The organism is Haloglomus halophilum, from assembly GCF_024298885.1.
Lineage (GTDB): Archaea > Halobacteriota > Halobacteria > Halobacteriales > Haloarculaceae > Haloglomus > Haloglomus halophilum.
The window spans coordinates 1,995,192-2,017,035 of record NZ_CP101166.1 but is presented as its reverse complement, the minus strand read 5'-3'; the positions used below and the strand labels follow the sequence as shown (position 1 = coordinate 2,017,035).

The window sequence follows — 21,844 nt, the reverse complement described above, 5'->3', positions numbered from 1 at the left end:
TCACGTCGCGACGAGGACCGTCGGCTCGAACCCGTACCGTTACTTCGCGACGGTGACCTCGGCCTGTTCGAGCACGTTGCCGTCGACGGCGACGCCAAGCGACTTCACCTCCAGAATCGTCTCCGCGGGCTCGTCCGTCTCCCGGGCCTCGACGACCCAGTGGCGCTGGTCGTCAAACATCGAGCCGAGCTCCGGCTCGATGATCTCGACGGACGCCATCGAGAGGTTCTGGTCGAGTTCCCGGAACAGGAGCTGGAGGTCGTCGCCTGGGATCCCGTCGCCCTTCCGGACGCCCTGCTTCCAGAGCTTGTTGCGGAGTTTCCAGGCCGCGCGGGCCACGGACTCCTCGTCGACGGCCGCGAGGGCACGCTCGGTGTCCGAGCGGGCATCGAGTCCGGGCTGCCCGTCGTCGCCGCCGCGCTCGGAGGCGGGAAGAGCCGCTCGGTCGATATCCGCGTGGGCCAGCCAGGGCGCGCCGGCCTCGTCGTCACGGGCGAACGTGAACTCGCCAGCCCGGTCGGGCACGGCGCCGCCGTCGGTCGCGCTCGCGTCCGCTTCGGGTGCGGCCTCGTCCGCGACCGGCTCGACAGTCACGGCATCGCCGGCGTTCGCGGCGTCGAGACGGGCAGCCGGGGCGTCGAAGGAGACGGTCAGCCGCCCCTCGTCGGCCCCGCTCGGGAGGCCGGAGCAGACGTACGTGCCGGCGTGCTCGCGCTCGCCGGTGATGCGGTGACGGAGCTGGAGCTCGAAGACCCCGGAGAGCTGCGTCTCCGAGGCCGGAACGAGCTCCGTCCGACATGGCCTGCCCGGGCCGGTCCCGGGCGCGTCGAGGCGGCGCGCCTCGGGGCCGGACTCGCCGAGTGCGTGGAGTTCCACGTCCCGGTCGTACGTCTCGTCGACGACGGGGTCGTCGCTGCCGGCACGCGCCGACGCGAGCAGCGCGGCACCGACCGACGCGGCCGTGTACCGGTCGCCCTCGGCCGGCGGCTGCGACCGCTGGTCGAACGCGTTCTCGACGGCGAACAGGACTGGCGCCGGCCGGGTCCCGTCGCCGGTCAGGAGCAGCGTGTCGATGTCGTCGACGGCGGCCGCCCTCAGCAGGTCGTCGATGGACCCCTGTATCGCCCGGAGATGGTCGGCGAGCGCGTCGAAGCAGTCGTCCATCGTCAGCTCGATGGTGGGCGACAGGGCGTCCGCGCCGAACACGCCGCCCTCGACCACCTCGACGCCCTCCGAGAGCTCCAGGTCGATGGTCGCGGCGCCGTCGTCGCCGCTCGCGACCGTGTCGAGCGCCTCGTGTGCGGCCTCCCGAACCCGGGCCCTGGCACCGTCGTCGAGCCGGAACGTGACGCCGTGGTCGCGGCCGACACGGTCGACCAGCCAGGTCGCCAGCGTGTCGTCGAGCGCCGCGCGGCCGTGGTCGGTCAACGAGGTCCGCGCGGCCACCGACAGCTCGCCATCGGGCCGCACCGTGACGACCGCGAACGACCCCCAGTTGGCGCCGATGTCGGCGACCGCGACGGTCCGCTCGTCCTCGCAGTCGGGGAGTTCCGTCGCCGCGACGGCCACCGGAGCCCGGACCGCCAGCGGGTCGCCGAAGCCGGCGGCCTCGGCGGCCGACTCGACGGCCGCGAGGTCCGACGCGGCGTAGGGGCCCGGGACCGTTATCGTGGTCGGGCCGAAGGCGCCGGCCGGCGCCGTCTCGGTGGTGTCCTCGGTGGCGGGGTCGGACTCTTCTTCGTCCGTCCCGGACTCGACATCGGCATCGTCGGCCGGGACCGAGTCCGCGTCGGAACGGTCTGCGCCGGCGTCAACGGACGCCTCGGTGCCCGACTCGTCGGCGTCCTCGGTGCCTGTGCCGGTCTCTGCGTCGGCCGTGTCGGTCGCGTCGTCGGTCGCGGGTTCGTCGTCCGCCCCGTCGTCGGCCTCGGCCGCCGCCTCGGCGTCCGTGCGGGTCTTCACCGCCGTCCCCTCGTCGGTGTCCGCGTCGCGGTCCTCGTCAGCGGTGTCGGCGGCGGCAGCGTCGTCGTCAGCGTCCGTCTCGGTGTCGTCACCCGCGTCGCCAGCGTCGGCGTCGGGAGCGTCCGCGTCCGACTCGTCCTCGTCGTCGGCCGTCTCGTCGGTGTCGACCCGTTCGACGCCCTCGATATCGTCGATGCCACCGTCCCGGTCCTCGCCGCCGTCGGTCACCGGGCGGCCGTCGTTCAGCGACGCCATCCAGGTGCGTCGGAGTTCTCCGAAGAACACCGGCAGCGGCAGGTCGTCCGGCGTGGTGCCGGTCGGGCCGTCATCGAGATACGGGAGCGGCGTCATCCCGTCCCCGTCGGTCGTGGTCGCGTCCTCGCCGACGACGATGCCCGCCTCCGTCGTGACCGCGAATCTCGTCGGCAGGGCCGACTGCCCGTCGACCTCCAGCAGCCGTGGCGTCCCCGCCTCGACGACGGTTCCGGTCGTCGTCGCACTCCCCAGGTCCACACCCAGTGGCCGCGGCCCCCCGCGGGATGAATCGGTCATGGCTGTGGAACGGGCGGGGACGCACTTAATTCTGAGCGGGTCCCCTCGGCGACATCGCACCGACGGCGGGCGGTCGGGGGACTGGTGGGTGGCAGAAACGAACCGCGGAACCGGCCGCGAAAAACGAGTGGCCCGGCGGCGTCAGTCGTCAGCGGCTTCCTCGTCCTGCGCGCCGGGACGGGAGGCGTCGAACTCGTCACCGGGACGGGGGATGGTGTCGTCCTGGTCACCGTCGCCCGTACTCGGTGGGAACGGGTCGTCGATGCCGATCTCGAGCGTCGTCTCGACGGTCGTTCCGGTCTCCAGTTCGACGGCCTCGACGTGCAGGGTACCGTCGTGGCCCGCGTCGAACGTCACTTCGATGTCTAGTTCGCCGGCCGGCCGCTCGGGGATTCCCTCGAGCATGAGTTCGCCGAGTTCCTCGGCGTCGTCGGGCTTCTCGACCGGTGCCCCGTCCTCGGCCTTCTCCCAGACCGGGACCCGGATCTTCGAGATGTTGTCCCGCGGATTCGTGTACGTCCGCGTCTCGTCCGTCGGGACGTTCACGTCCTCGGGGAGGATCTCGTCGAAGGTGTCGTCGTCCAGTTCGACGCCGACGTTGTGCGAGAGGACGTTGTGGATGGTGACGTCCACCGTCATGTCGTCGGGAACTTCCTCACGGTACTCCGCGGCCTGGAGCGCCGCGCCCCGGGCGACCACCGTGTCCGGGTCGACGTTGTACTTCGGTTCCTGCTCGAAGAACGCCTCGACACGCTCGCTGACCAGCGGGATGCGCGTGCTCCCGCCGACCAGCAGGACGTTGTCGATGTCGCCCTTGTCGATGCCCTCGTCCTGCACGGCGTCCTTCTCGAACAGCGCATCCATCTTCTCGATGGTCTGCTGTATCTTGTCGTCGATGACCGACTCGAACTCCTCGCGGGTCACCTCCACCTCGGTATTCTCCCAGACGAACATCGTGTTGTTGAGGTCCGAGAGGTCGTGCTTCGCGTCCTTGACCTCCTTCTGGAGAGAAGCCTGGTCCTGCTCGTGGGCGTCCGCCGGGTCGGGCCCACCCTCGTCGACGATCTTCTGACTCACGTGCTCGTACAGCGCGTCGTCGAAGTCCTCGCCACCGAGTTCACCATCACCCTCCGTGGAGACGACGTTGATGAGCGCTCCCGCCTCGACCAGTGTCGCGTCGAACGTCCCACCACCCAGGTCGTACACGAGCAGCGTCCCGTCGACATCCTCCTGGTGGATGTAGGAGAGACAGGCGGCCGTCGGCTCGTTGATGATCTCGTCGACCTCGAACCCCGCCGCCTCCGCGGCCTTCTCCGTCCGCTGGCGACCACGGTTCGCGAAGTCGTACGGCACGGTGATGACCGCCCCCTCGACCGCCTCGTCGAGCGACTGCTCGGCCTGCTCCTTCAGGTAGCCCAGGATGTACGACGCGGCCTGCACGGGCGTGTACTCCTCGCCACCGATCTCGTACGTCACCTCCTCTTCCTTGTCGATGTCCTGCTTGGTACGAGCGAGGACTCGCTCGGGGCTGATACGGCGCCGGGTGAGTGCCGCCTCGCCGACCGTAATCTGGTCCCCCTCGTCGGCATCCTCCTCAATCAGTACGACCGACGGTGTAGTGTCGTCCCCCCGGTCGTTCTGAATCATTTCGGTCCCCCCGTCCTCGGCATCGAGGTACGCCATCGCGCTGTTCGTCGTCCCCAGGTCGATTCCTATCCGCATGGATGGGTTATCCTCTCGGGGGAAGAATAAAATTACCCCACAGGTCGAGGGAGGAAGGGGGCCGCGGGACGGGTACGTTTCCGACAGCTCCTCGACAGGTCGCCGCCTCGCCGTCAGCCGTCGGAAGCATCCTCATCCCGGGAGCCGGGGCGAGAGTGGTCGAAGGCCTCGATATCGGGGTCCGGCACCTCGTTCTCGATGTCCGGCCACGGGTCGTCACCGTCGATATCCAGGGTCGCTTCGACGGTCGTTCCGGTCCCCGTCTCGACGGCCTCGACGTGCAGGCTACCGTCGTGCTGGACCGTGAGCGTCACCTCGAGATGGAGTTCGCCGGCCGGCCGCTTCGGAAGCCCCTCGAGGACGATGTCCCCCACTCGTCCGGCCTCGTCGACCGGTTCCCCGTCCTCGCCCTCCGCCCAGAGTGGAATCCGTAACTCCGTCGCGTTGTCGGCGGGGTTCGTGTAGGTCTCGGTCACCTCCGCGGGGAGTCTCGCCCCAGTCTCGAGAATCTCGATGAAGGTTCCGGCGTGCGACTCGATGCCGATGTTGTACGCCAGGAGGTCTGCATCCCCATGCCCGGGGCGATCGGAGTGGAAGTCGTCACGATACTCGGCGGCCTGGAGCGCCGCGCCTCGGGCGACGACAGTATCCGGGTCGATGTCGAACCGCGGCTCCTGCCCGAAGAACGCCTCGACGCGCTCCTGGACCGGCGGGAGACGCGTACTCCCACCGACCAGCAGGACGTGGTCGACGTCGTCTCTCGTGATACCCTCGTCCCGTACGGCGTCCGTCTCGAACAGGGCGGCCGTCCTGTCGATGGTTCGCTGGATGTGCTCGTTGAGGACCGACTCGAGTTCCTCGCGAGTCACCTCCACCTCGACACCCTCCCAGACGAATAGCTCCCGTTCGAGGTACGAGAGCGCGTGCTTCGCGTCCGTGACTTCCTCCTGGAGAGCGGCCCGGTCCTGCTCGTGGGCGTTCGCCGGGTCAGGCCCGCCCTTGTCGACGATCTTCTGACTCACGTAGTCGTACAGCGCATCGTCGAAGTCCTCGCCACCGAGTTCGTGGTCACTCTCGGTGGCGACGACATCGACCAGCGTCCCCACCTCGACCAGCGTGGCGTCGAAGCGCTTCCCCCCGAGGTCGTAGACGAGCAGGGTCCCGTCGATATCGTTCTGGTAGATGTACGAGAGACAGGCGGCCGTCGGTTCGTCGATGATCTCGTCCACCTCGAATCCCGCCGCCTCCGCGGCCTTCTCCGTCCGCTTGCGCCCGGGGGTCGCGAAGTCGTGCGGCACGGTGATGACCGCGCCCTCGACATCCTCGTCGAGCGAGCGCTCGGCCTGCTCCTTCAGGTGAGCGAGGATGTACGTCGCGGCCTGTACGGGCGTGTACTCTTCGTCACCGACCTGATACGTCACCTCCTCCCCGTCGATATCCTGTCGGGTGTGGGTGAGGACGCGCTCGGGGTTGAGCGGGCGGTTGGCGAGCGCTGCCTCACCGACCACCGGGCGGGCTCCGTCCGCGCCCCTGGAGTCGATATATACGACCGGTGGCGTGAACTCCTCCCCCCGGTCGTTCCGAATCAGCCTCGTCTCCTCCGTCTCGATATCGAAGTACGCCATCGCGCAGGTCGTCGTCCCCAGGTCGATACCGATGCGCATAGTCGCGTCTCGCAGAAAATGCGAATAAAACTACCCCACAGGTCGGCGGCATCGACCGACGGCGGCGGCCGGTTACGGGACAACACTCAAGCCGACGGCACCGCCCGAACCGACCATGTCAGACGCCGACCCGCTCACCGGGGACGACCCATACGAGGCGCTGGGCGTGTCCCCCGACGATTCGCTCGAAGCAATCCGAGAGAGGAAGGACGAACTGCTCAACGAGTACCGCAGCCGGATGCGCGAGGTACGGCAGGACAGGGACAACGAGGCGTTCAAAGAGAGTGCGGAGGCAATCAAGGAAATCGAGCATGCCTGGGAGTGGCTGGAAGGGAACCACGAACCCGTCGACACGGACGGACCGTCGAACGAGGCGGCGGCGGCCCTCGACCTGCCGGCGGATGCGGCCCCCGGAACCATCGAGGCACGCCGGGACCGGTTGCTGGACGAGCACCGCGAGCGGATGCGGAAAGCGAGACACGAGGACGACAACGAGGGGTTCAAAACGGCGGCGAACCGGATCGAGGAGATCGAACGGGCGGCCGAGCGACTGCTGGCCGAGCGCAGCGAACCTGAGGCCGAGCAGGAGCACGACGACCAAGCTCCCGACCCGGGGAGCGACGGGCCTGCACTCTCGGCAGCGGACCCGTACGAACTGCTCGGGCTGTCGCGTGACGCGTCCGAGGCGGAACTCGCGGCGCGGCGGGACGAACTGGTCGTCGAGTACACCGCCCGCCTGACGCCCGAGACGTACGCGGACGAGCCGTGGCGCTTCCGGCAGGCCCTGCGCGCGACGGCTGCGGTCGACGATGCCTGGCGTGCTATCGAGGGCGACCGGACAGCGGACAGCGAGTAGCCGCAGGCCCGGGCGCGAGAGGAGCGGCATTTATCAGGCACCGCTCGCTTGAGTCACGACGATGGGGGATGCCGACCCACTGAACGGTAACGACCCGTACGAGAAGATCGGGGGGGACCGGATGGACTCGCTGGCCGCCCTTGAGTCGCAGAAGAACGACCTGATCAAGGAGTACCGGAGCCGGATGCGGACGGCGCGCCAGGACGATGACAACGAGAAGTTCAAGCGGTGTGCGAACGCAATCGAGGAGATCGAGGCCGCCTGGAAGTGGCTGGAGCAGAACCACGAGCCGCCGGCCGCCGACGAACCCATCTCCATCGAGGTGCGGACCAGCGACCCGACGGTCGACGAGCCACTGACCGTCGCGGTCACGGGCGACAGCGGCCCCGTGGAGACGCTGGTCGAGGCCGGGCGCGACGGGACCGAACTCGGCACCGACCAGACGGACGGGAGTAGCGGCGAGGCGACGTTCACCATCGGGAGCCACGGACCCGTCCAGTTCACCGCACCGACCACGGACTCATACGACGACGCGACGGCCGTCGTCACGGTCGACCGGAAGACGGTGCCGCTGGCGTTCGACGGCGCCCCGAGCGAGGTCGAGGTCGACGAGGACGTCCAGTTCACCGTCACGGCGGCGGGCAGCCCGACCGACGGCGCGACCGTCGAGACGGACGGCGGGACCGAGCTGGGAACCACGAACGGCGGGACGGTCACCCACGCGTTCGGCAGCACCGGCGACCGGACCGTCCGGGCGACCAAGCCGGACGACGACGCGGCGACCTACGAACCCTGCAAGACCGACCTGAAGGTCCGCGAGGAGACCGTCGAGATGGAGCTGTTCGTGGAGGGGTCGGACTACGAGGTTGGCGAGACCGTGACCGTCCACGTCAACAAGAAGAACGAGCCCCAGTCCGGTCGCCCCATCGAGGGCGCCGAGGTCACCATCGCCGGCGAGAGCGATACGACCGGTGGGACCGGCGAGGTCGACCTCGAACTGACCGCGGCCGGCGAGCTGTCGGTCGAGGCGTCGAAGTCGGCCCCGAACGAGGACCGCCACTACCCGGACGCCGGAGTGACCATCGACGTCGACCGCAAGGATGGGAGCCTGCGCATCTCCGACATCGAGGGCAAGCGGATGGAGGGGGCAGACCTCACCGTCCACGTCGTCGACGGCGCCGGGAACGACCTGGAGGGCGCGTCGGTCACGACGAACTGGGGCCACGACACGGAGACCGACAGCAACGGTGAGGCGACGCTCTCGCTCGACGACGACGGGCGACTCCAGATCGAGGTGTCGAAACAGACCGACGAGGTCGACTACGGGAGCGACACGGAGTACGTCGATATCGAGGAGTTCACCCGAGAGATGGAGATCGCCGTGCTCCAGCAGGGGCTGCCCGACCCTGGCGACACCGTCACCGTCCGCGTGACCGACAACACGGGAAGCGCCGTGTCGAACGCAACCATCGTCTCGAGCATGCAGCCCGGCACGGAGTGGACCACCGACGGCAGCGGCGAGGCCGACATCACGCTCTCGAATCAGGTCGGGAACCGGCGCATCACCGCCCGGAAGAGCGACGGCGACTTCACCGAGGCCGGAACGAACATCCGCGTCCTCTGAGGCCGGTCAGAGCTTGCCCAGCCCCGAAACGTCCCCGTCGTCGATCAGGTCCTTCGCCTCCTGGTACTTCCGCTGTGAGAGGTGCTGCTTGTTCTCCTCCAGGTAGCGACGGGCCTCGTCGAGTTTCCCGTCCTGTGAGAGGGTCGAGACCTTCTTGACGATGAACTCCGGGTCCGGCGAGGGGGAGGGGCGGGCGACCGGCTCATCCTCGCCGTCCTCGTCGTCTTTGTCGGTGATCGTCGGCGCGAGGTCGACGGTCGTCGTCATCTCGTCACGGGCGCTGTCCCGGCGGGTGCTGAGGACGGCCTCGACGAGCGTCGCCGACAGGTCGGGGTCCGCGTCCTCGGCGTCGACGTCCATCTCGAGGGCGACCTCCGGCGGGTTCTCGTGGTTCACGTCCCCGAGGTCGACGACGCAGGTGTCACCACGCCACTCCGGGTCGACGGTACTGGTCTGCTCGGCCAGCGAGTAGTACACCTCGTTGATGGTCGTGAGGGCCGAGGGGTGGAGCTCCAGTTCGGCGTCGAGCGCGACGACCTGCTTCGCGTTGCGCACCTCGCGCTTGAAGAACTGGCCCAGGTTCTTCGGGGACTCGATGTCCTCGAGTTCGCCCTGGGTCTGCTGGGCGAGCGACAGCATCTGGTCGCGGTCGTAGGCGTCACCGACGCCGGCCGCCTGGATGACGATGCCCTCGTCGCTGTAGTTGCGCTGCAGGTCCCGGTCCCTCGGGACGCTTCCCTTCCCGTCGGAGATGAGGACGATCCACTCGACGGCCTCCTCGCTGGGCATCCGCTTGAGCATCTCCCGGGACCGGTCCAGCCCGGCGTCGATGCTGGTGCCGCCGCCGGCGCTCATCGAGTTGATGTCGGAGTCGACCCCGCCGGCGCGGCTGCCGCTGGTCGAGCTGACCGCGGTGCTGGCGCTGCTGCTGAAGGAGACGATACCGAAACTGTCGTCGGGCGAGAGCTCGCCGAGGGCGTTCTTCAGCCCCTCCTTCGCGACGTCCATCTTGCTCGGGCCGTCCGCGTCCGAGAGCGCTGCCTTGACGATACCGGTCAGCCCGCTGGCGTCGACCTCCTGGCTCATCGAGCCACTGGTGTCGACACAGAAGGCGATGTGGAGCGGGTACTCCTGGGTCCGGCCGGTGATCTCGAAGTTCACCGAGCCGTTCGCCGTCGTCCCCTGCCCCACGAATATCTCGTCCAGATTCGTGCTCGCGTTGATGTCGAGCCCCATACCTCCCCTCTCGGAACCGGGGGCCGTGAAAGTTCGGGGACGGTCAGGGGGCGACCGCCCGGATCTCCTGCTGGAGCCCGTAGGCAGTCACCGCGAAGATACTGGTGAAGATGAGGAACGGCGGCACCAGATTCAGGTTCCCGCTCTCGACGAGCGACGCCGAGAGATAGACGATGACGAACGCGAACGAGATCGTCAGCAGGAGCGTCGTGAGCAGGTAGCTCAGGACGGGCTCGACACGGCTCCCGAGCCACCAGGACCCGAGTCCACCAACCACCCCGACGCCGACGAACAGGAGCGCGGGTACGACCGAGAACTCCAGCACGGCGAACGCGGCGATGCTGGTCGCCGCGTAGACCAGCAGGAACTCCGCGGCGATCTCGTACCAGTACTCCTGTGCGAGTGCCCACGTCGCCAGCGTCGACCCGAGAAGGAGGAAGACGATACCGAGATTGACCCGCAGGTACGTCCCGGAGATGACCAGCGCCGGGAGCCGCTGGAACAGCAGGTACGTCACCCCGGTCGCCATCCCCCCGAGCGCGACGACGAGCGCGTGATTGCGCGCCTGTGTCGCATCCATACCCCTCCATCCAGGCGGGACCCGCATATACGTTCTGTCGTGGAATCGACCGACGCGAGGGGCAGGAAAGGATAAGTGACGGGCGGTCGGGACATCGGCACACACCGACCGGCCACGTGGCCGGTTCTGGGGGGACCACATGCCAGGAGACACACTCGTCATCGGCGGACCGTCGGGCGGAACGTCGACCTTCCTCGGTGGACTGCGCCACCACGTCGACAAACAGGACGGGCTCAGCCTCGTCAGCAACGTCGGCGGGGACACTCAGTCCTACGAACTAACGGTCGAGGAACTGTTCACCCGCCGGGAGTATCCGGCGGCCAGAACCGGCGGCTACGTCGTGTCGTACGACCTGCAGGGCCGCACCTTCGCGCGCCCGGAGACGGTCGTATCGAGCGTCCTCCCGTCGGGAAGCACACAGCAACGACTGTGGGACCCGCCGGGCGACAGGCCACTGCTCGCCCGGATTCGGTCCGGCGCGGCGCCCGACCCGGAGACGGTCCGGGAGCGATACGAGAACGATATCGGGCCGGAGTTCGAACGAGGGTTCTCCCCCGCGGCAGTCGAGGACTGGGAGACGGTCCTGCTCCACCACTACTACACCGCCGACCGGGTCGTCTTCCTGCTGAACCTCCACACGGTCGTCGACCGTGTCGACCTGAACCTGGCGTACGACGTTGACGACATCGAGCACGCCGCCGAGCAGTTCGAGTCGGTCGCGGTGGTCCCCACCGCGGTCGACCTGGTCGGCTACGACCCCGACGAGGCGGGGGACGACGGCGGGATACTCCGGCAGGTCGCGACACAGGTGTTCTCGTCCGGTATCCGTGACGAGCAGTTGCTCGAACGGCTCAACGAGGTCCTCAACGCCGGCACGGCGAGACGGACGACGAACCTCCTCCACTACGCCGCCAGCGACCAGACGGTCGACTTCTTCGGCGTCGCCGTCCCCGACGAGGGGAGCCCACAGGAACAGACGGGGAACCTGACGCCGGACGGTGAGGGCGGCTTCGAGGTCCAGGGGTTCGGAACCGTCATCGAGTGGCTGGAGCGGTGACGCGTTCCCCGCAGCGACCCTGTCGCCCCCGGTGATTCAATACCGTCGTCGCCCTGGGGACGAGCATGGTGCGCGAACGGAAGGGCGTCGCCGCCGCCATCTACGAGTGCGAGCACTGCGGCGCGACGCCCGGGGTGAGCTACCACGAGGATGGCGCCTGCAGCGGAGCGATTCTCTCGATAGGCGGCGAGTGGCGCTGTGGCGGCTGCGGCGCGCGGATCGCGCCCACCAGCCGGTGTCCCGACTGTGGGCACGACATCAGGCCGCGCAAGTACCAGCTCCCGCTCGACCGCCACCCGGCGGACACCACCGCGAACATGGAGCGGGCCATCCACGAGGCCACGAACCGGCGACGGGAGCAACACGACCTCGCACCGCTCTCGTACAGCGACCACCTCGCCGCCGTCGCGCTCCAGCACAGCCGGGACATGGCCGAACGCGACTACTTCGACCACACCTCGCCCGACGACGAGGACGCGGCCGGGCGGTACCGCCGGTTCGGCCACGACGACCGGAGCGTCGGCGAGAACATCGCGCGCCGCCACCCGCTCCCGACGGCGTCGGCGACCGACATCGCGGCCGCGGTCGTCGACGGGTGGATGAACTCGCCCGGCCACCGCGAGAACCTCCTCCGGGAGCGCTTCGAGGCCGAGGGACTCGGCGTCTTCGTCGACACGGACGGCGCCGTCTACGCGACGCAGAACTTCCGGTAGCGACCATGGGCCGACCGTGAACCGGCCTCAGCCGAGGCGCGCCTCCCACTCGTCGGCTGCCATCGACTCGCCGGTGACGCCGTCGGGACCCTGTTCGGCCAGCAGCACCGCGGCCTCGTTCATCACGTCCGCGTCGAGGATCTCTCCCTGCTCGTCCTCGGGGAGGTGGTCCCAGAACCCGGTCGCGACGCGGCCGCCGGGGTCGAGGCAGTTGGCGTTGATACCCGCGTCCTCGTAGTCGAGCGCGAGCGTCTTGTTCAGCCCCTCCAGGCCGTGCTTGGAGGTGTTGTACGGCGCGTAGCCGGGGGCCGCGTATCGACCCAGTCCCGAGGAGATGTTCACGAGGTTCCCCCGACCCTGGTCGAGCATGTGGGGGACGACGGCCTTCGTGCAGTGGAAGACGCCGTGGAGGTTCACGTCGATGATACGTCGCCAGTCCGCGTCGTCGATCTCGTGGAACGGCCGGCCCTCGCCGTAGAGACTGAGGAGGCCGATGCCCGCGTTGTTGACCAGCGTGTCCACGCCGCCCCAGGCGTCGAGGACGGCATCGACGGCGTCGCCGACCTGCTCGGCGTCGGTCACGTCCGTCGGGAGCACGAGCGTCTCGGCGGCCGCTTCGTCGGCAACGGCCTGGAGGTCCGCCTCGCTCCGCGAGAGCAGGGCGACGCGGGCGCCCTCCTCGCTGTAGCGCAGTGCCATCTCCTCGCCGAGCCCCGCGCTCGCACCCGTGACCACGATCCGTTCGCCGTCGAGTCGGCTCATGGGCGTCGGTTCGCGCAGCGGGCGGATGAGTGTGTGGGTCGGGAGCGTCCTGACGCGACCGGGCGAGAGTCCGCCGCGGTCAGGTCCCGGGCGCGTCGTTCCAGAGGTCGACGTGCAGGCGCGGCGTGTACCGGTAGCCGTGGTCCATCGCCAGTTCCGCGACCGTGGTCCGCGTCTCCTCCAGGTCCTCGCGCGTGACGCCCTCGGGCATCAGGAGGACGTCCGAGTCGGGGACGCGTGTGCCCGTGGCGTCACGGACGCGCTCGACGAGGTCGGTTATCTCGGCCATGTCCTCGGGGCCGGTGACGACGAACTTGAGCTGGCACTCGTAGTCGTCGACGAGGCGCGCGAGCGCGTCCATATCGATGCGGCGCTCCTCGTGTCGTTCGGCCCAGTCCCCGTCGCCGTTCGGGTCGCGCTCGGGCGTCGGTGTGCTGCTCTGGAGTTTCGGACTGATGCTCGCGAGGTCGATATGGGTATCCCGATGGATGGTGCCGTTCGTCTCGACCGTCGTGTGGTAGCCCCGCTCGCCGAGGCGGTCGAGGAGTTCGACGGAGGCCTCGTGCATCATCGGCTCGCCGCCCGTGAGGACGACGTGGTCGGCGTCGTGGCCCTCGACTTCCTCGACGATGCTGTCGAGGTCCATCCAGGCGTGGGTCGGCTCCCAGGAGGTGTGGTACGAGTCACAGAACCAGCACCGGAGGTTACAGCCCGAGGTGCGGACGAAGACGGTCGGCATCCCCGCGAGTTTCCCCTCGCCCTGCAACGAGTAGAACAGCTCGTTGACCGGGAGTGCCGCCCCGTCCTCCGGCCCCGCCCCTGCCCCGGTATCTGCGTCAGCATCCGCGGGAACCGTCTCCTCGTTGGCGTTGACGGGCATCGGTATCAGTAGGTGGCGCAGAGTTCGCCCGTCTCGGCCACCTCGACGGCGACGTCGCTGACGGTGTCCGGGAACGCCTCGAGCATTCGCTCTTCGAGGAGGACGGCCATCACCTCGGCCGTCGGCGGGTGGTCGATGACGACGAGCGCGTCGGCGTCGCCGCTCTGCTCGAACGCCTCGACGAGCGGGTCGCCGGCCTCGACGAGGAAGCGGTGGTCCCACTCGTCGATGACGCTCGTCACGTCGCCCTTGTCGACGACCCAGCCCTCCTCGGTGAGTTCGCCGCGTATCTCGACGGTGATCTCGTAGTTGTGCCCGTGCGGACGGCTGCACTTCCCGTCGTGGTGCAGGATGCGGTGGCCCGTGCTGATGCGGATGGGCCGGTCGCGGCCGACCCGCAGGACCCGCTCCGTTCCGGCGACCCCCGAACCCCCGAGTTCATCTTCGAGTGCGCTCCGAGTCATACCCGGAGATTATCCTCGTCGTATAAATGTCCTCGCAGGTCGTGCTCGGGACACTGGAGAGATGTGCGGTGTGTCAGCAGCCAGAGACAGCAGCAAAAGGAGTGTCAGTCGTCGATGTCAGGTCGCATCAGGCCGTCGCGGTCGCCGTCTCGGTCGACTCCTCGTCGTCGTCAGCGTCCTCCGTCTCCGTCTCGGTCGTCTCCTCGTCGTCAGCGTCAGCGTCCTCCGTCTCCGTGGTCTCCTCCTCCTCGTCAGCGTCCTCACTGTCCGCATCCTCGCTCTCGGCGTCCTCCTCCTCCTCGTCAGCATCGGCGTCCTCGTCGCCCGGCGTCACGTCGGCGAGCGCCTGGCCGAGGTTGTCGATGCTGCCGTCGAGGTACTGGTTGATGGTGTCGTGGATGGCGCCGACGTGGTCGGGCACCTGGTCGGGCATCTCGGACGGCGGGCCGCGCTCGCCGGCCGAGTCGGCCGCAGCCGAGGCGTTGTCGTCAGCGCGGTCGGAGACGTTCGCCGGCGGACCCCGGCGCTCGGCGGCCGAGTCGTTCCCGGCCGCGTCCGGGCGCTCACCGTCGTCCGTCTCGTTCATCTCGGCGTCCGAGTCGTCGGCCTCGGTCTCGTTGCCGTCCGTCTCGTCGTCCGCATCATGGTCGTCCGCCTGTGCGTGGTCGTCGCCCTGCGAGCCCGCGTCGTCCGGGGCGTTGCCGGGTGTCGCGGCCACGGCACCGGCCGCACCCGCGGTGATGATCGTCAGCGCGAGCAGCGTCGCGGTGAGTTGTTTCAGGTTCATCGCATTCCAACCTACATGGCTGGGTACACTTAGAGGGGGTATTCCGTTCTGCCGAATTCAGGCGTTTGAACGGCTCTAAACGGTGTTAAACGGAATGAAGGGTGCCACTGAATCGCCCCGAACGGATACGAACCGCTCTCGCTGCTCACCGTTGGGGTCACGGTGCCCTTCCAGCGGCCCGCCAGGGAGTCCGGTCGCCGCGCGTCAGCCCGCTGGACAGCACCGCGCCCGCCCGACGGTGATGTGGCCGTGTCGCCCGAGCGGAATCGTGAGCTGCTGGCACTCCGCGACACAGCGGGCGAGCCAGCGGACACGGCGCCTGACGGCGACCAACCCGACGAGAGCGACGAGCGCCAGTGCACCGAGCACCGGGTAGCTCACGGCCCAGACGAGCAGGAACACCGCAGCGACCATGGCCCAGCTCACGAGGATCGACCCGGAGGGGTCTCGCGGGGGGAGCGGCCGGTCACGGGGGTCGATGGGCGGCCTACTCATCTGACGAGTCCCCGCTGGCGTGCCCAGGAGCGGTCGTTGCGGGCGATTCAGGCGATTCGGACGATTCCGGCGCCGGTTTCCGCCCCTCGATGCGCGCCGCGACGATGTAGTCGCTCAGGTCGCGCTCGGAGTCCCAGTCGCGGATGAACGTCTCGCTCTCCGCCTTCGGCTCGATGGAGACGTCCGTGAACCCCGCGTCGGTCAGCATCGCCTCGAGGTCGGGAATCGGGGCCGCCCCCGCGACGCAGGCGGCCACCGACGACGGGTCGGCGCGCCGGTCCCCGGGAATCTCGGCCGTCAGGACGACATCCGAGATGGCGACGTGGCCACCCGGTCGGAGGACGCGGTACGCCTCCCGGAAGACGCGGGGCTTGTCGGGCGAGAGGTTGACGACGCAGTTCGAGATGACGACATCGACGGACGCGTCGGCGACCGGCAGGTGCTCGATCTCGCCGAGCCGGAACGACACGTTCGACGCCTCGTTCTCGGCGGCGTTCGCGCGCGCTCGCTCGACCATCTCCGGCGTCATGTCGACGCCGATGACCTGCCCCGCCGGGCCGACCTCCTGTGCGGCGAGGAAACAGTCGAACCCGCCGCCGGAGCCCAGGTCGAGCACCGTCTCGCCCTCGTCCAGCCCGGCGATTGCCGTCGGGTTCCCACAGCCCAGGTTCAGGTTCGCGCCCTCGGCGACGCTGTCGATGTCGTCGGACGAGTAGCCCAGCGCGCGGGCGTGGGCATCGTCCGAACTGTCGCCACAGCAGGACCCGTCGTCCCGGGCACTCGGGTCATCACCACAGCAGGAACCGTCGTCCGTGTCCGTCGCGATGCGTCCGTACCGCTCCCGCACGGCCTGTCGCTGTTCGCTCGGAGGGAGGGCCGAATCTGCGGCCGACCCGTCGGGGGACTCCCCGGTCATAGCACGTCCTCCCGCGTCGTCTCGACCGCCGTCAGGAGCGTCTCGGCACGGGGCGTCGTCGTGTAGTAGCGCCAGCGGCCCTCCTTGCGCCGCTCGACGAGCCCCGCCTGGTGCAGCGCACTCAGCGCACGGCTCGTGGAGCTCTGGTTCACGCCGAGCTCCGGCTCCAGGTCACAGGCACAGACCTCCCCGTCCGCCGCCGCGAGGAGCCGGAGGGCCTCGTACCGCGTCCCGTTCGCCAGCGCGGAGAACGTCCGGACGTCGAGTTCCACGTCGTGCTCCGTCAGGTCGTGCGAGACACTCGAACAGCAGCTGCCGCTCGCATCCGAACCGGACTGTCCATCTCGGGACTCGACCGGACCGCTGTCTGGGTCGGGGACCATATTCGTATATTGGAATATGCCAATGTAAAGGTTCCGGCGCTCGCGGAGCAGACGGGCGAGCCGCGGGAACCCAGCCACGGGAGGACCGGTTGGTTACCAGAGCCCGAGAACCAGCGGCGGATTCTTGTCACTGCCCGTCGAACTGCAACCTGTCACCATCTCACACGGCGGCAAGTGGTATCGGCGCGGGAACACCGAGCAGCAGCAATCTACAGCTATGGACATCGCAGACATCGTTTCACAGGAGTTCGTCGAGTTCGACCCCGAGGCGCGGGTCTCGAAACTGGCCGGCGCGTTCGACGACCCCGCGGTCAAGGGGGTCGTGGTCCGCGGCGACCGGTTCGAGGGGGTCGTCACCCGGCGACAGCTCGCCACCTCGCAGCACCAGCCGGACGAGAAGGTCGGCTCGCTGGTCTGGCACGTGCCCCGGCTGGCACCCGACGAGGACATCCGGAAGGTCGCACAGCTGATGCTGGATGCGGACGCGCAGGTGCTGCCCGTCTTCGAGGGCGAGGACCTCGTCGGCGTCGTCACCGTCGACGGCGTGCTGGAGGCCGTCCTGCCGCACCTCGACGCCGTGACGGTCGGGGAGGTCTGCACCGACAGCCTCGTCTCGGTGGCGCCGGACGCGACGTTCGGGGACGCGCTCAACACGCTCCGGGAGCACCGCGTCTCGCACCTCCCGGTCGTCGAGGACGACACGCCGGTCGGCATCCTCAGCCTGTACGACGTGACGGGGCTGACCGTCCGGGCGACCCAGCAGAGTCAGGGCGGCGAGGGCGGCGGCACGGACCCGTTCGGCGGGGAGCTGTCGGCCGGGAGCGGCCGCGCCACGGGCGGCTTCGGCGCCCGCGAGGGCGAGTCCCAGCGGGTCCTCGACCTGCCGGTCCGGGACGTGATGGTCTCGCCGGTGCGGACCACCGAGCCGTCGGCGACGGTGGCGGCCGCCGTCGAGGAGATGTTCGAGTTCGGCGGCTCCTCGCTGGTCGTCGAGGCCGACGGGGAACCCGACGGCATCATCACCAAGACCGACGTCCTCGACGCGCTCACCTGGGAGGTCGAGGGGAGCCGGGCGGTCCAGGTGTACGGGAGCAGCCTGCTCGACGACGCCTCCTACGAGGACGTGGTCGCGCTCGTCGACGGGTTCGACGACCGCGACGGCGGGATGTCCGTCCTCGACGCGAAGGTCCACCTCCACGAACACGACGAGCAACACCGGGGGACGCCGCTCCTGCTGGCCCGCGTCCGCCTCCACACCGACCGCGGTCTCTACCTCGGCTCGGGCGAGGGGTACGGCGCGAGCCACGCGCTCAACGAGGCCCGGGCGGTCCTCGAGCGGCAGATCCGCGACCGGAAGACCCGGGACAAGAGCAAGAAGCCGCCGAGCGAGGACTACTGGGAGAAGCGCTTCGGCTGGATGCTCGAAGGCTGACCTCGAGCGCGGCAGGCTCGTAGCAGCGCGGTAGCGAGCGAACCGGGCCGGTTCCGCGACGGAAGCGGGCCCCCGCCATCGGGCCAGGATTTCTCACGGGCCGAGAACCGCCACACAGGGCTTTGTCCGCTCCGGCCGTATCGAAGGATAGCGGCCACGAAGCCGACCGCAGAGACCATGTCAGAACACACCACCGACGGGGAAGGAGACCGCACGGCGAACGCAGCGGACGCCGCGGACCGGCCGCTGTTAGTGGCCGAACTCGTGCTGTCACGGCACCGGCCGACCGAGTGTACCATCTACCCCTTCGACGCGGACGACCTCGAGCGAACGACGGCCTGGATTACCGCCGAGGAAGGGTCGTTCGTCTCCACCGAGGAGATGGAGTAGCGTCCCGTGGTGTCGGCCGGCGCCTCTACTGCACTTGAACCAACATTTCTATCATATCGCCAGATATTCGAAATTCAACACACATAGAACGCCTAAATCACAATAACACACCCGTCCACCACCAATATGAAAAATATTCCGACGAACCCATCTAGCACCGAGGAAGCGAATCCTGACAGTAGAAGTTGTAATGTCGGGTGATATAACTATATAGAATGCCGAGGCGTCACGAGTACCCAGATGGACTAGTTCGCCGAAGGCTCGTGTCCGGGGTGGCTGTCTAATCTGTCGACAGCTCAGCGAGCCGCAGCAGAGCGGTTTCCACCCAGAATCGCCCCGTTGTGGGCCCAGAGTGCCGGGAGATGACCCGCCGAATCTGGGGCGGCACTCGCGACGAATCGGGGTCGGCCACTCCCTCCGCCACATCCTGCGCCCCTCCGCAGATAGTGCGAGGAATAATATCTACCGGGGATATCGGAGAGCAGCATTTTCGAACCGAGATAAGGCGATTCGATGGCTTCATAAGCCATTTCGTAGCGTCTCCGCCGAATTATCTCCGGAACCGAACTCTGGGCATTTTTCCAATAAATTATATCCCTCACCGAGTACCGTGACCTCACCCGGACCGTGGGACGCTCCAGCCGCAGTTGCGAGCCGTCCAGCGCCGTCAGTGGATGGGACGCCCGAAGTATTTTATCCGAATTGAGCGAACCCGTGGGTGTGATCGACGCACTGCCAGCCCGGGCACTGACGAACGACGAGGCCGAACAGCTCAAGCAGCAGGACCCCCGAATCGTGCCGCTGTCGGTGCTGAAAGGCGGTGACGACCCGTACGTCATCTACACGATGGCGTTCTACCGTAGCGAGGCCGGCGAGGTCCACCTCCTCGGCTACTCGGACGAGGCGGGCGGCTGGGAGTCGTTCGAGTCGTTCCCCGAGGACGAGTGGACGGTCGAACGACAGGAGGAACGGGTCGAACAGTGGGTGACCGAGCAGTACGGGGACGAGTTCGAGCAGGGAGTGCTGGACGCGGAGTCCGGCACCGTCGACATGAGCTGAGCCGGAGGGGGCCGGCTGCGGCGGCTGGAACGCGGGCTACACGTCTATCGGAAGCTGGTCACCCTCGATGTTGGGGAGGTCGTACTCCGGCGGGTTCTTGATGACGTTGACGACCTTCTCGGGCGTGACGACCTCCGGAATCGGCTGGTCGATCTCGCAGGTCGCGGTCGGCTCCTCGAGCGGGTCGACCTCGTGCTCGGGGACGTTACCGCACTCGAAGCCGGTGTTCAGCCCACCAGCACCGGGGATGTAGACGGTGAGCTCCCCTTGCGAGTGCTCCAGGTCCCGCTGGGCCCGCATGTCGGTCTCGACCCCGGCGTAGTTGTCGGTCTGTCCATCGGTCACGGTGACCTCGTTCACGCTGGCGACACGCTCCTCGGTGAGCAGGAAGATGAACAATCCATCCCAGCCGGGGCCACCCTCCTCGAGCTCACCTCCGCCGAGACCGTAGTACGACGCTTTCTCATCGGTAGCGGAGAAGTCCGCCGTCCGGTACTCACCGGTCGGGTTCGTCGGTGGGTCAGTCGGGTCGATCGACGGGTTATCCGGGTCGTAGATCTCACACGTGTCGGGAGCGAAGCTGAATCCGAGTCCGGCCAGGTTCTCCGGTGAGGCCACCCGCGTCGGGAGGAGCGGCACGGTCGGGGGCTGGACCGGCAGGTCGTCGATGTACGGCACGGCCTCGAGGGGGAGGTCGCCGGCCGTTACCGGCTTCGAACAGCCGATCTGGCTGTCGGAGCCGACCGGGAGTGCCTGCGGACCCGGGGCCTGTTCGGTTGGAAGCGTCTCTACCGGCTCCAGAGCACTGCCAACCGGGACGTCCTCGGTGCTACCGCTGAGGGTGTCCTCGACCTGCTCACCGTCCGTGTTGGGAAGCGGACCGAGCACGTCGACACGGCTCAGGTTCACGTCCGAGTCTTCCGTGTCGACCACGCCGTCGGGACCGATGAGCGTACCGACGCCCGGAGCCCCGTCACCGATACCAGGGCCCCCCGGAAGGCCATCGCTGACGTTCGGTACATCCAGGAGGCCATCGGTCGTGCCGGACGGGGCCAGGGAATCGGTCTCGCCGAGCCCGCCCACCGCGTCGGTGCCGGCCTCCTGGCCGGCGACAGTCACACCGTCGGTACTGACGTTGACACCCCCGTCACCGCCGACGGAGACGCCGTCGGTTCCCACCGAGACGCCGTCATCACCCGCGATGGAGACACCGTCGGAACCGGCGTCGATCCCCGAATCTCCACCGAGCAACCCATCGCCGGCGGACGAGTCACCACCCAGCAACCCGTCGTCCGGCGTCGCTGCGGTCGGCGCCGCCCACAGTGACATCGCGAGTGCCAGTACAACCACGGCTATCGAGAGCGTACGTGCGGGACGCATCGTTCCACCAATCTGATTAACTGTCCAGTAGATAGGGTTTATCGCGATTATTTACGATAGTTTATCAGCGGAGCCAGGAGGCAAGCACGGACCGTCGGTCCGGCCAGTCCACCCGCAGCCCGCCGTTCACACCCAGAGCGCCGACATCACGGTTCGCTCGGCCTGCCTGACCAGGTCGTTGGCAGTGCTGGGGGCACAGTCCAGTTCCGCACCGAGTTCCGCACAGGTCAGCTGCCGGGGGGTATCGTAGTAGCCCGCCGCGACCGCGGCCCGGAGGGCCTCCCGCTGCCGGTCGGTCAGCAGCGAGAGGACGCTGTGTACGCCGGGCTCGTAGTCGCCGACCCTGTCGACGGTGACGGCGACGCTCGCCGGCATCTCGTCGAGTGCCTGGCGGAGCGCCCCCGGTGAGCCACCGAGGGTGACGGCGATCCGGTCGTCCTTGAACAGGAGTGGCCGCTTGTACACGAGCGCGTGCCGTTGGATGGCGCGAACGACATCGGTCAGGGGCTGCCCGGCATCGACATGCGCGTACAGCGTGTGGAAGTTCCGCTGGGCCTGCAGGCGGCTCCTGATGACGGACTCCCGACGGTCGAGGGCCTGCCGGAGCCGCCCGGGACGCTCCCCGGACAGCAGGTAGACGAGCAGGCAGGTGTCGTCGGCGAAGACATCGACGTACAGGAGCTTCTGCCGCGACACCGGCTCGACCTCCTGGATCGTTCTGTCGACCCCGTTGAACCCGTGGTCCGGGGGCGACAACGTGACTGATGCGGCTCTCATCGTCGGGCTACCGCTTGGCTGTTGGGTCTGGACCGGGGCCGGCCGGCGCTCCGACGGGCCCCGTGCTGGTGTCCATCGTGACTCCTGGTTCCTGAATAAGTATTCTCCCGGCTATGTCCCGACCCTTATCCCCGACCACGGACGGCCGGGTCC

Annotated in this window: 21 protein-coding genes; 7 read left to right on the top strand and 14 right to left on the bottom strand. The window is 68.3% G+C overall.

Annotated elements, in window-relative coordinates:
* Positions 1-39: 39 nt before the first annotated feature.
* The 3 genes from grpE to NL114_RS09755 all read right to left on the bottom strand — a co-directional run bounded on the left by grpE (position 40) and on the right by NL114_RS09755 (position 5,900).
* Positions 40-2,514: a nucleotide exchange factor GrpE gene (grpE, locus tag NL114_RS09765; protein ID WP_254824604.1), complete on the bottom strand. Its 2,475-nt coding sequence runs from the start codon at positions 2,512-2,514 to the stop codon at positions 40-42.
* Between the two features lie 141 nt (positions 2,515-2,655).
* Entirely contained in the window at positions 2,656-4,236 is a 1,581-nt protein-coding gene (locus NL114_RS09760) for an Hsp70 family protein (protein ID WP_254824603.1), read from the bottom strand.
* Between the two features lie 113 nt (positions 4,237-4,349).
* The gene (locus NL114_RS09755) at positions 4,350-5,900 is read right to left on the bottom strand and encodes an Hsp70 family protein (RefSeq protein ID WP_254824602.1); all 1,551 of its coding nucleotides are present in this window, start codon (positions 5,898-5,900) and stop codon (positions 4,350-4,352) included.
* Positions 5,901-6,015: 115 nt separating this feature from the next.
* Here NL114_RS09755 and NL114_RS09750 point away from each other — a divergent pair, with 115 nt between their 5' ends.
* Together NL114_RS09750 and NL114_RS09745 are read left to right on the top strand one after the other, a co-directional pair.
* The gene (locus tag NL114_RS09750) at positions 6,016-6,756 is read left to right on the top strand and encodes a J domain-containing protein (RefSeq protein WP_254824601.1); all 741 of its coding nucleotides are present in this window, start codon (positions 6,016-6,018) and stop codon (positions 6,754-6,756) included.
* 61 nt (positions 6,757-6,817) lie between these two features.
* Positions 6,818-8,380 carry a hypothetical protein gene (locus NL114_RS09745; protein WP_254824600.1) on the top strand — a complete coding sequence of 521 codons (1,563 nt, stop codon included), beginning with the start codon at positions 6,818-6,820 and terminating at the stop codon, positions 8,378-8,380.
* Between the two features lie 6 nt (positions 8,381-8,386).
* On the opposite strand, the gene NL114_RS09740 is transcribed toward NL114_RS09745, so the two are convergent.
* Positions 8,387-9,616 carry a VWA domain-containing protein gene (locus NL114_RS09740; protein WP_254824599.1) on the bottom strand — a complete coding sequence of 410 codons (1,230 nt, stop codon included), beginning with the start codon at positions 9,614-9,616 and terminating at the stop codon, positions 8,387-8,389.
* A 43-nt stretch (positions 9,617-9,659) separates the two neighbouring features.
* On the bottom strand, positions 9,660-10,196 hold the full coding sequence (locus tag NL114_RS09735; RefSeq protein WP_254824598.1) for a hypothetical protein: 537 nt from the start codon (positions 10,194-10,196) through the stop codon (positions 9,660-9,662).
* A 139-nt stretch (positions 10,197-10,335) separates the two neighbouring features.
* Here NL114_RS09735 and NL114_RS09730 point away from each other — a divergent pair, with 139 nt between their 5' ends.
* A complete protein-coding gene (locus tag NL114_RS09730; RefSeq protein WP_254824597.1) occupies positions 10,336-11,253 on the top strand; it encodes a hypothetical protein in 918 nt (305 codons plus the stop codon).
* 65 nt (positions 11,254-11,318) lie between these two features.
* Positions 11,319-11,966 carry a CAP domain-containing protein gene (locus tag NL114_RS09725; protein ID WP_254824596.1) on the top strand — a complete coding sequence of 216 codons (648 nt, stop codon included), beginning with the start codon at positions 11,319-11,321 and terminating at the stop codon, positions 11,964-11,966.
* Between the two features lie 27 nt (positions 11,967-11,993).
* Here NL114_RS09725 and NL114_RS09720 read toward each other — a convergent pair whose 3' ends face one another.
* The 7 genes from NL114_RS09720 to NL114_RS09690 all read right to left on the bottom strand — a co-directional run bounded on the left by NL114_RS09720 (position 11,994) and on the right by NL114_RS09690 (position 16,653).
* A complete protein-coding gene (locus NL114_RS09720) occupies positions 11,994-12,728 on the bottom strand; it encodes an SDR family NAD(P)-dependent oxidoreductase (RefSeq protein WP_254824595.1) in 735 nt (244 codons plus the stop codon).
* 79 nt (positions 12,729-12,807) lie between these two features.
* Complete coding sequence (locus tag NL114_RS09715) at positions 12,808-13,608, bottom strand: 7-carboxy-7-deazaguanine synthase QueE (RefSeq protein ID WP_254824594.1); 801 nt, start codon at positions 13,606-13,608, stop codon at positions 12,808-12,810.
* Positions 13,609-13,613: 5 nt separating this feature from the next.
* Positions 13,614-14,072, bottom strand: coding sequence for a 6-pyruvoyl trahydropterin synthase family protein (locus tag NL114_RS09710; RefSeq protein WP_254824593.1), 459 nt, complete (start codon positions 14,070-14,072; stop codon positions 13,614-13,616).
* A gap of 127 nt (positions 14,073-14,199) precedes the next feature.
* Complete coding sequence (locus tag NL114_RS09705; protein WP_254824592.1) at positions 14,200-14,859, bottom strand: hypothetical protein; 660 nt, start codon at positions 14,857-14,859, stop codon at positions 14,200-14,202.
* Positions 14,860-15,063: 204 nt separating this feature from the next.
* Entirely contained in the window at positions 15,064-15,354 is a 291-nt protein-coding gene (locus NL114_RS09700) for an NADH-quinone oxidoreductase subunit A (RefSeq protein ID WP_254824591.1), read from the bottom strand.
* On the bottom strand, positions 15,347-16,270 hold the full coding sequence (arsM, locus tag NL114_RS09695) for an arsenite methyltransferase (protein ID WP_254824590.1): 924 nt from the start codon (positions 16,268-16,270) through the stop codon (positions 15,347-15,349). Before arsM ends, NL114_RS09700 begins: the two co-directional genes overlap by 8 nt.
* Entirely contained in the window at positions 16,267-16,653 is a 387-nt protein-coding gene (locus NL114_RS09690; protein WP_254824589.1) for an ArsR/SmtB family transcription factor, read from the bottom strand. The genes arsM and NL114_RS09690 overlap by 4 nt, the downstream gene beginning before the upstream one ends.
* A gap of 217 nt (positions 16,654-16,870) precedes the next feature.
* Between NL114_RS09690 and NL114_RS09685 the strand changes: the two genes are divergently transcribed.
* The 3 genes from NL114_RS09685 (at position 16,871) to NL114_RS09675 (ending at position 19,534) form a co-directional block, all read left to right on the top strand.
* Positions 16,871-18,085, top strand: coding sequence for a CBS domain-containing protein (locus tag NL114_RS09685; RefSeq protein ID WP_350355422.1), 1,215 nt, complete (start codon positions 16,871-16,873; stop codon positions 18,083-18,085).
* A gap of 177 nt (positions 18,086-18,262) precedes the next feature.
* Positions 18,263-18,475 (top strand): DUF7511 domain-containing protein, encoded by a 213-nt coding sequence (locus tag NL114_RS09680; protein ID WP_254824587.1) that lies wholly within the window; start codon positions 18,263-18,265, stop codon positions 18,473-18,475.
* A 720-nt stretch (positions 18,476-19,195) separates the two neighbouring features.
* A complete protein-coding gene (locus NL114_RS09675) occupies positions 19,196-19,534 on the top strand; it encodes a DUF7964 domain-containing protein (protein WP_254824586.1) in 339 nt (112 codons plus the stop codon).
* Between the two features lie 36 nt (positions 19,535-19,570).
* On the opposite strand, the gene NL114_RS09670 is transcribed toward NL114_RS09675, so the two are convergent.
* Both NL114_RS09670 and NL114_RS09665 read right to left on the bottom strand, forming a co-directional pair.
* Complete coding sequence (locus NL114_RS09670) at positions 19,571-20,914, bottom strand: hypothetical protein (RefSeq protein ID WP_254824585.1); 1,344 nt, start codon at positions 20,912-20,914, stop codon at positions 19,571-19,573.
* Positions 20,915-21,040: 126 nt separating this feature from the next.
* On the bottom strand, positions 21,041-21,691 hold the full coding sequence (locus tag NL114_RS09665; RefSeq protein ID WP_434084111.1) for a helix-turn-helix domain-containing protein: 651 nt from the start codon (positions 21,689-21,691) through the stop codon (positions 21,041-21,043).
* Between the last annotated feature and the right edge of the window lie 153 nt (positions 21,692-21,844).

Excerpts from the sequence above, each read along its gene's own strand:
- grpE (WP_254824604.1), bottom strand. The coding sequence starts at position 2,514 with ATGACCGATTCATCCCGCGGGGGGCCGCGGCCACTGGGTGTGGACCTG.
- NL114_RS09760 (WP_254824603.1), bottom strand. The coding sequence starts at position 4,236 with ATGCGGATAGGAATCGACCTGGGGACGACGAACAGCGCGATGGCGTAC.
- NL114_RS09755 (WP_254824602.1), bottom strand. The coding sequence starts at position 5,900 with ATGCGCATCGGTATCGACCTGGGGACGACGACCTGCGCGATGGCGTAC.
- NL114_RS09750 (WP_254824601.1), top strand. The coding sequence starts at position 6,016 with ATGTCAGACGCCGACCCGCTCACCGGGGACGACCCATACGAGGCGCTG.
- NL114_RS09745 (WP_254824600.1), top strand. The coding sequence starts at position 6,818 with ATGGGGGATGCCGACCCACTGAACGGTAACGACCCGTACGAGAAGATC.
- NL114_RS09740 (WP_254824599.1), bottom strand. The coding sequence starts at position 9,616 with ATGGGGCTCGACATCAACGCGAGCACGAATCTGGACGAGATATTCGTG.
- NL114_RS09735 (WP_254824598.1), bottom strand. The coding sequence starts at position 10,196 with ATGGATGCGACACAGGCGCGCAATCACGCGCTCGTCGTCGCGCTCGGG.
- NL114_RS09730 (WP_254824597.1), top strand. The coding sequence starts at position 10,336 with ATGCCAGGAGACACACTCGTCATCGGCGGACCGTCGGGCGGAACGTCG.
- NL114_RS09725 (WP_254824596.1), top strand. The coding sequence starts at position 11,319 with ATGGTGCGCGAACGGAAGGGCGTCGCCGCCGCCATCTACGAGTGCGAG.
- NL114_RS09720 (WP_254824595.1), bottom strand. The coding sequence starts at position 12,728 with ATGAGCCGACTCGACGGCGAACGGATCGTGGTCACGGGTGCGAGCGCG.
- NL114_RS09715 (WP_254824594.1), bottom strand. The coding sequence starts at position 13,608 with ATGCCCGTCAACGCCAACGAGGAGACGGTTCCCGCGGATGCTGACGCA.
- NL114_RS09710 (WP_254824593.1), bottom strand. The coding sequence starts at position 14,072 with ATGACTCGGAGCGCACTCGAAGATGAACTCGGGGGTTCGGGGGTCGCC.
- NL114_RS09705 (WP_254824592.1), bottom strand. The coding sequence starts at position 14,859 with ATGAACCTGAAACAACTCACCGCGACGCTGCTCGCGCTGACGATCATC.
- NL114_RS09700 (WP_254824591.1), bottom strand. The coding sequence starts at position 15,354 with ATGAGTAGGCCGCCCATCGACCCCCGTGACCGGCCGCTCCCCCCGCGA.
- arsM (WP_254824590.1), bottom strand. The coding sequence starts at position 16,270 with ATGACCGGGGAGTCCCCCGACGGGTCGGCCGCAGATTCGGCCCTCCCT.
- NL114_RS09690 (WP_254824589.1), bottom strand. The coding sequence starts at position 16,653 with ATGGTCCCCGACCCAGACAGCGGTCCGGTCGAGTCCCGAGATGGACAG.
- NL114_RS09685 (WP_350355422.1), top strand. The coding sequence starts at position 16,871 with ATGGACATCGCAGACATCGTTTCACAGGAGTTCGTCGAGTTCGACCCC.
- NL114_RS09680 (WP_254824587.1), top strand. The coding sequence starts at position 18,263 with ATGTCAGAACACACCACCGACGGGGAAGGAGACCGCACGGCGAACGCA.
- NL114_RS09670 (WP_254824585.1), bottom strand. The coding sequence starts at position 20,914 with ATGCGTCCCGCACGTACGCTCTCGATAGCCGTGGTTGTACTGGCACTC.
- NL114_RS09665 (WP_434084111.1), bottom strand. The coding sequence starts at position 21,691 with ATGAGAGCCGCATCAGTCACGTTGTCGCCCCCGGACCACGGGTTCAAC.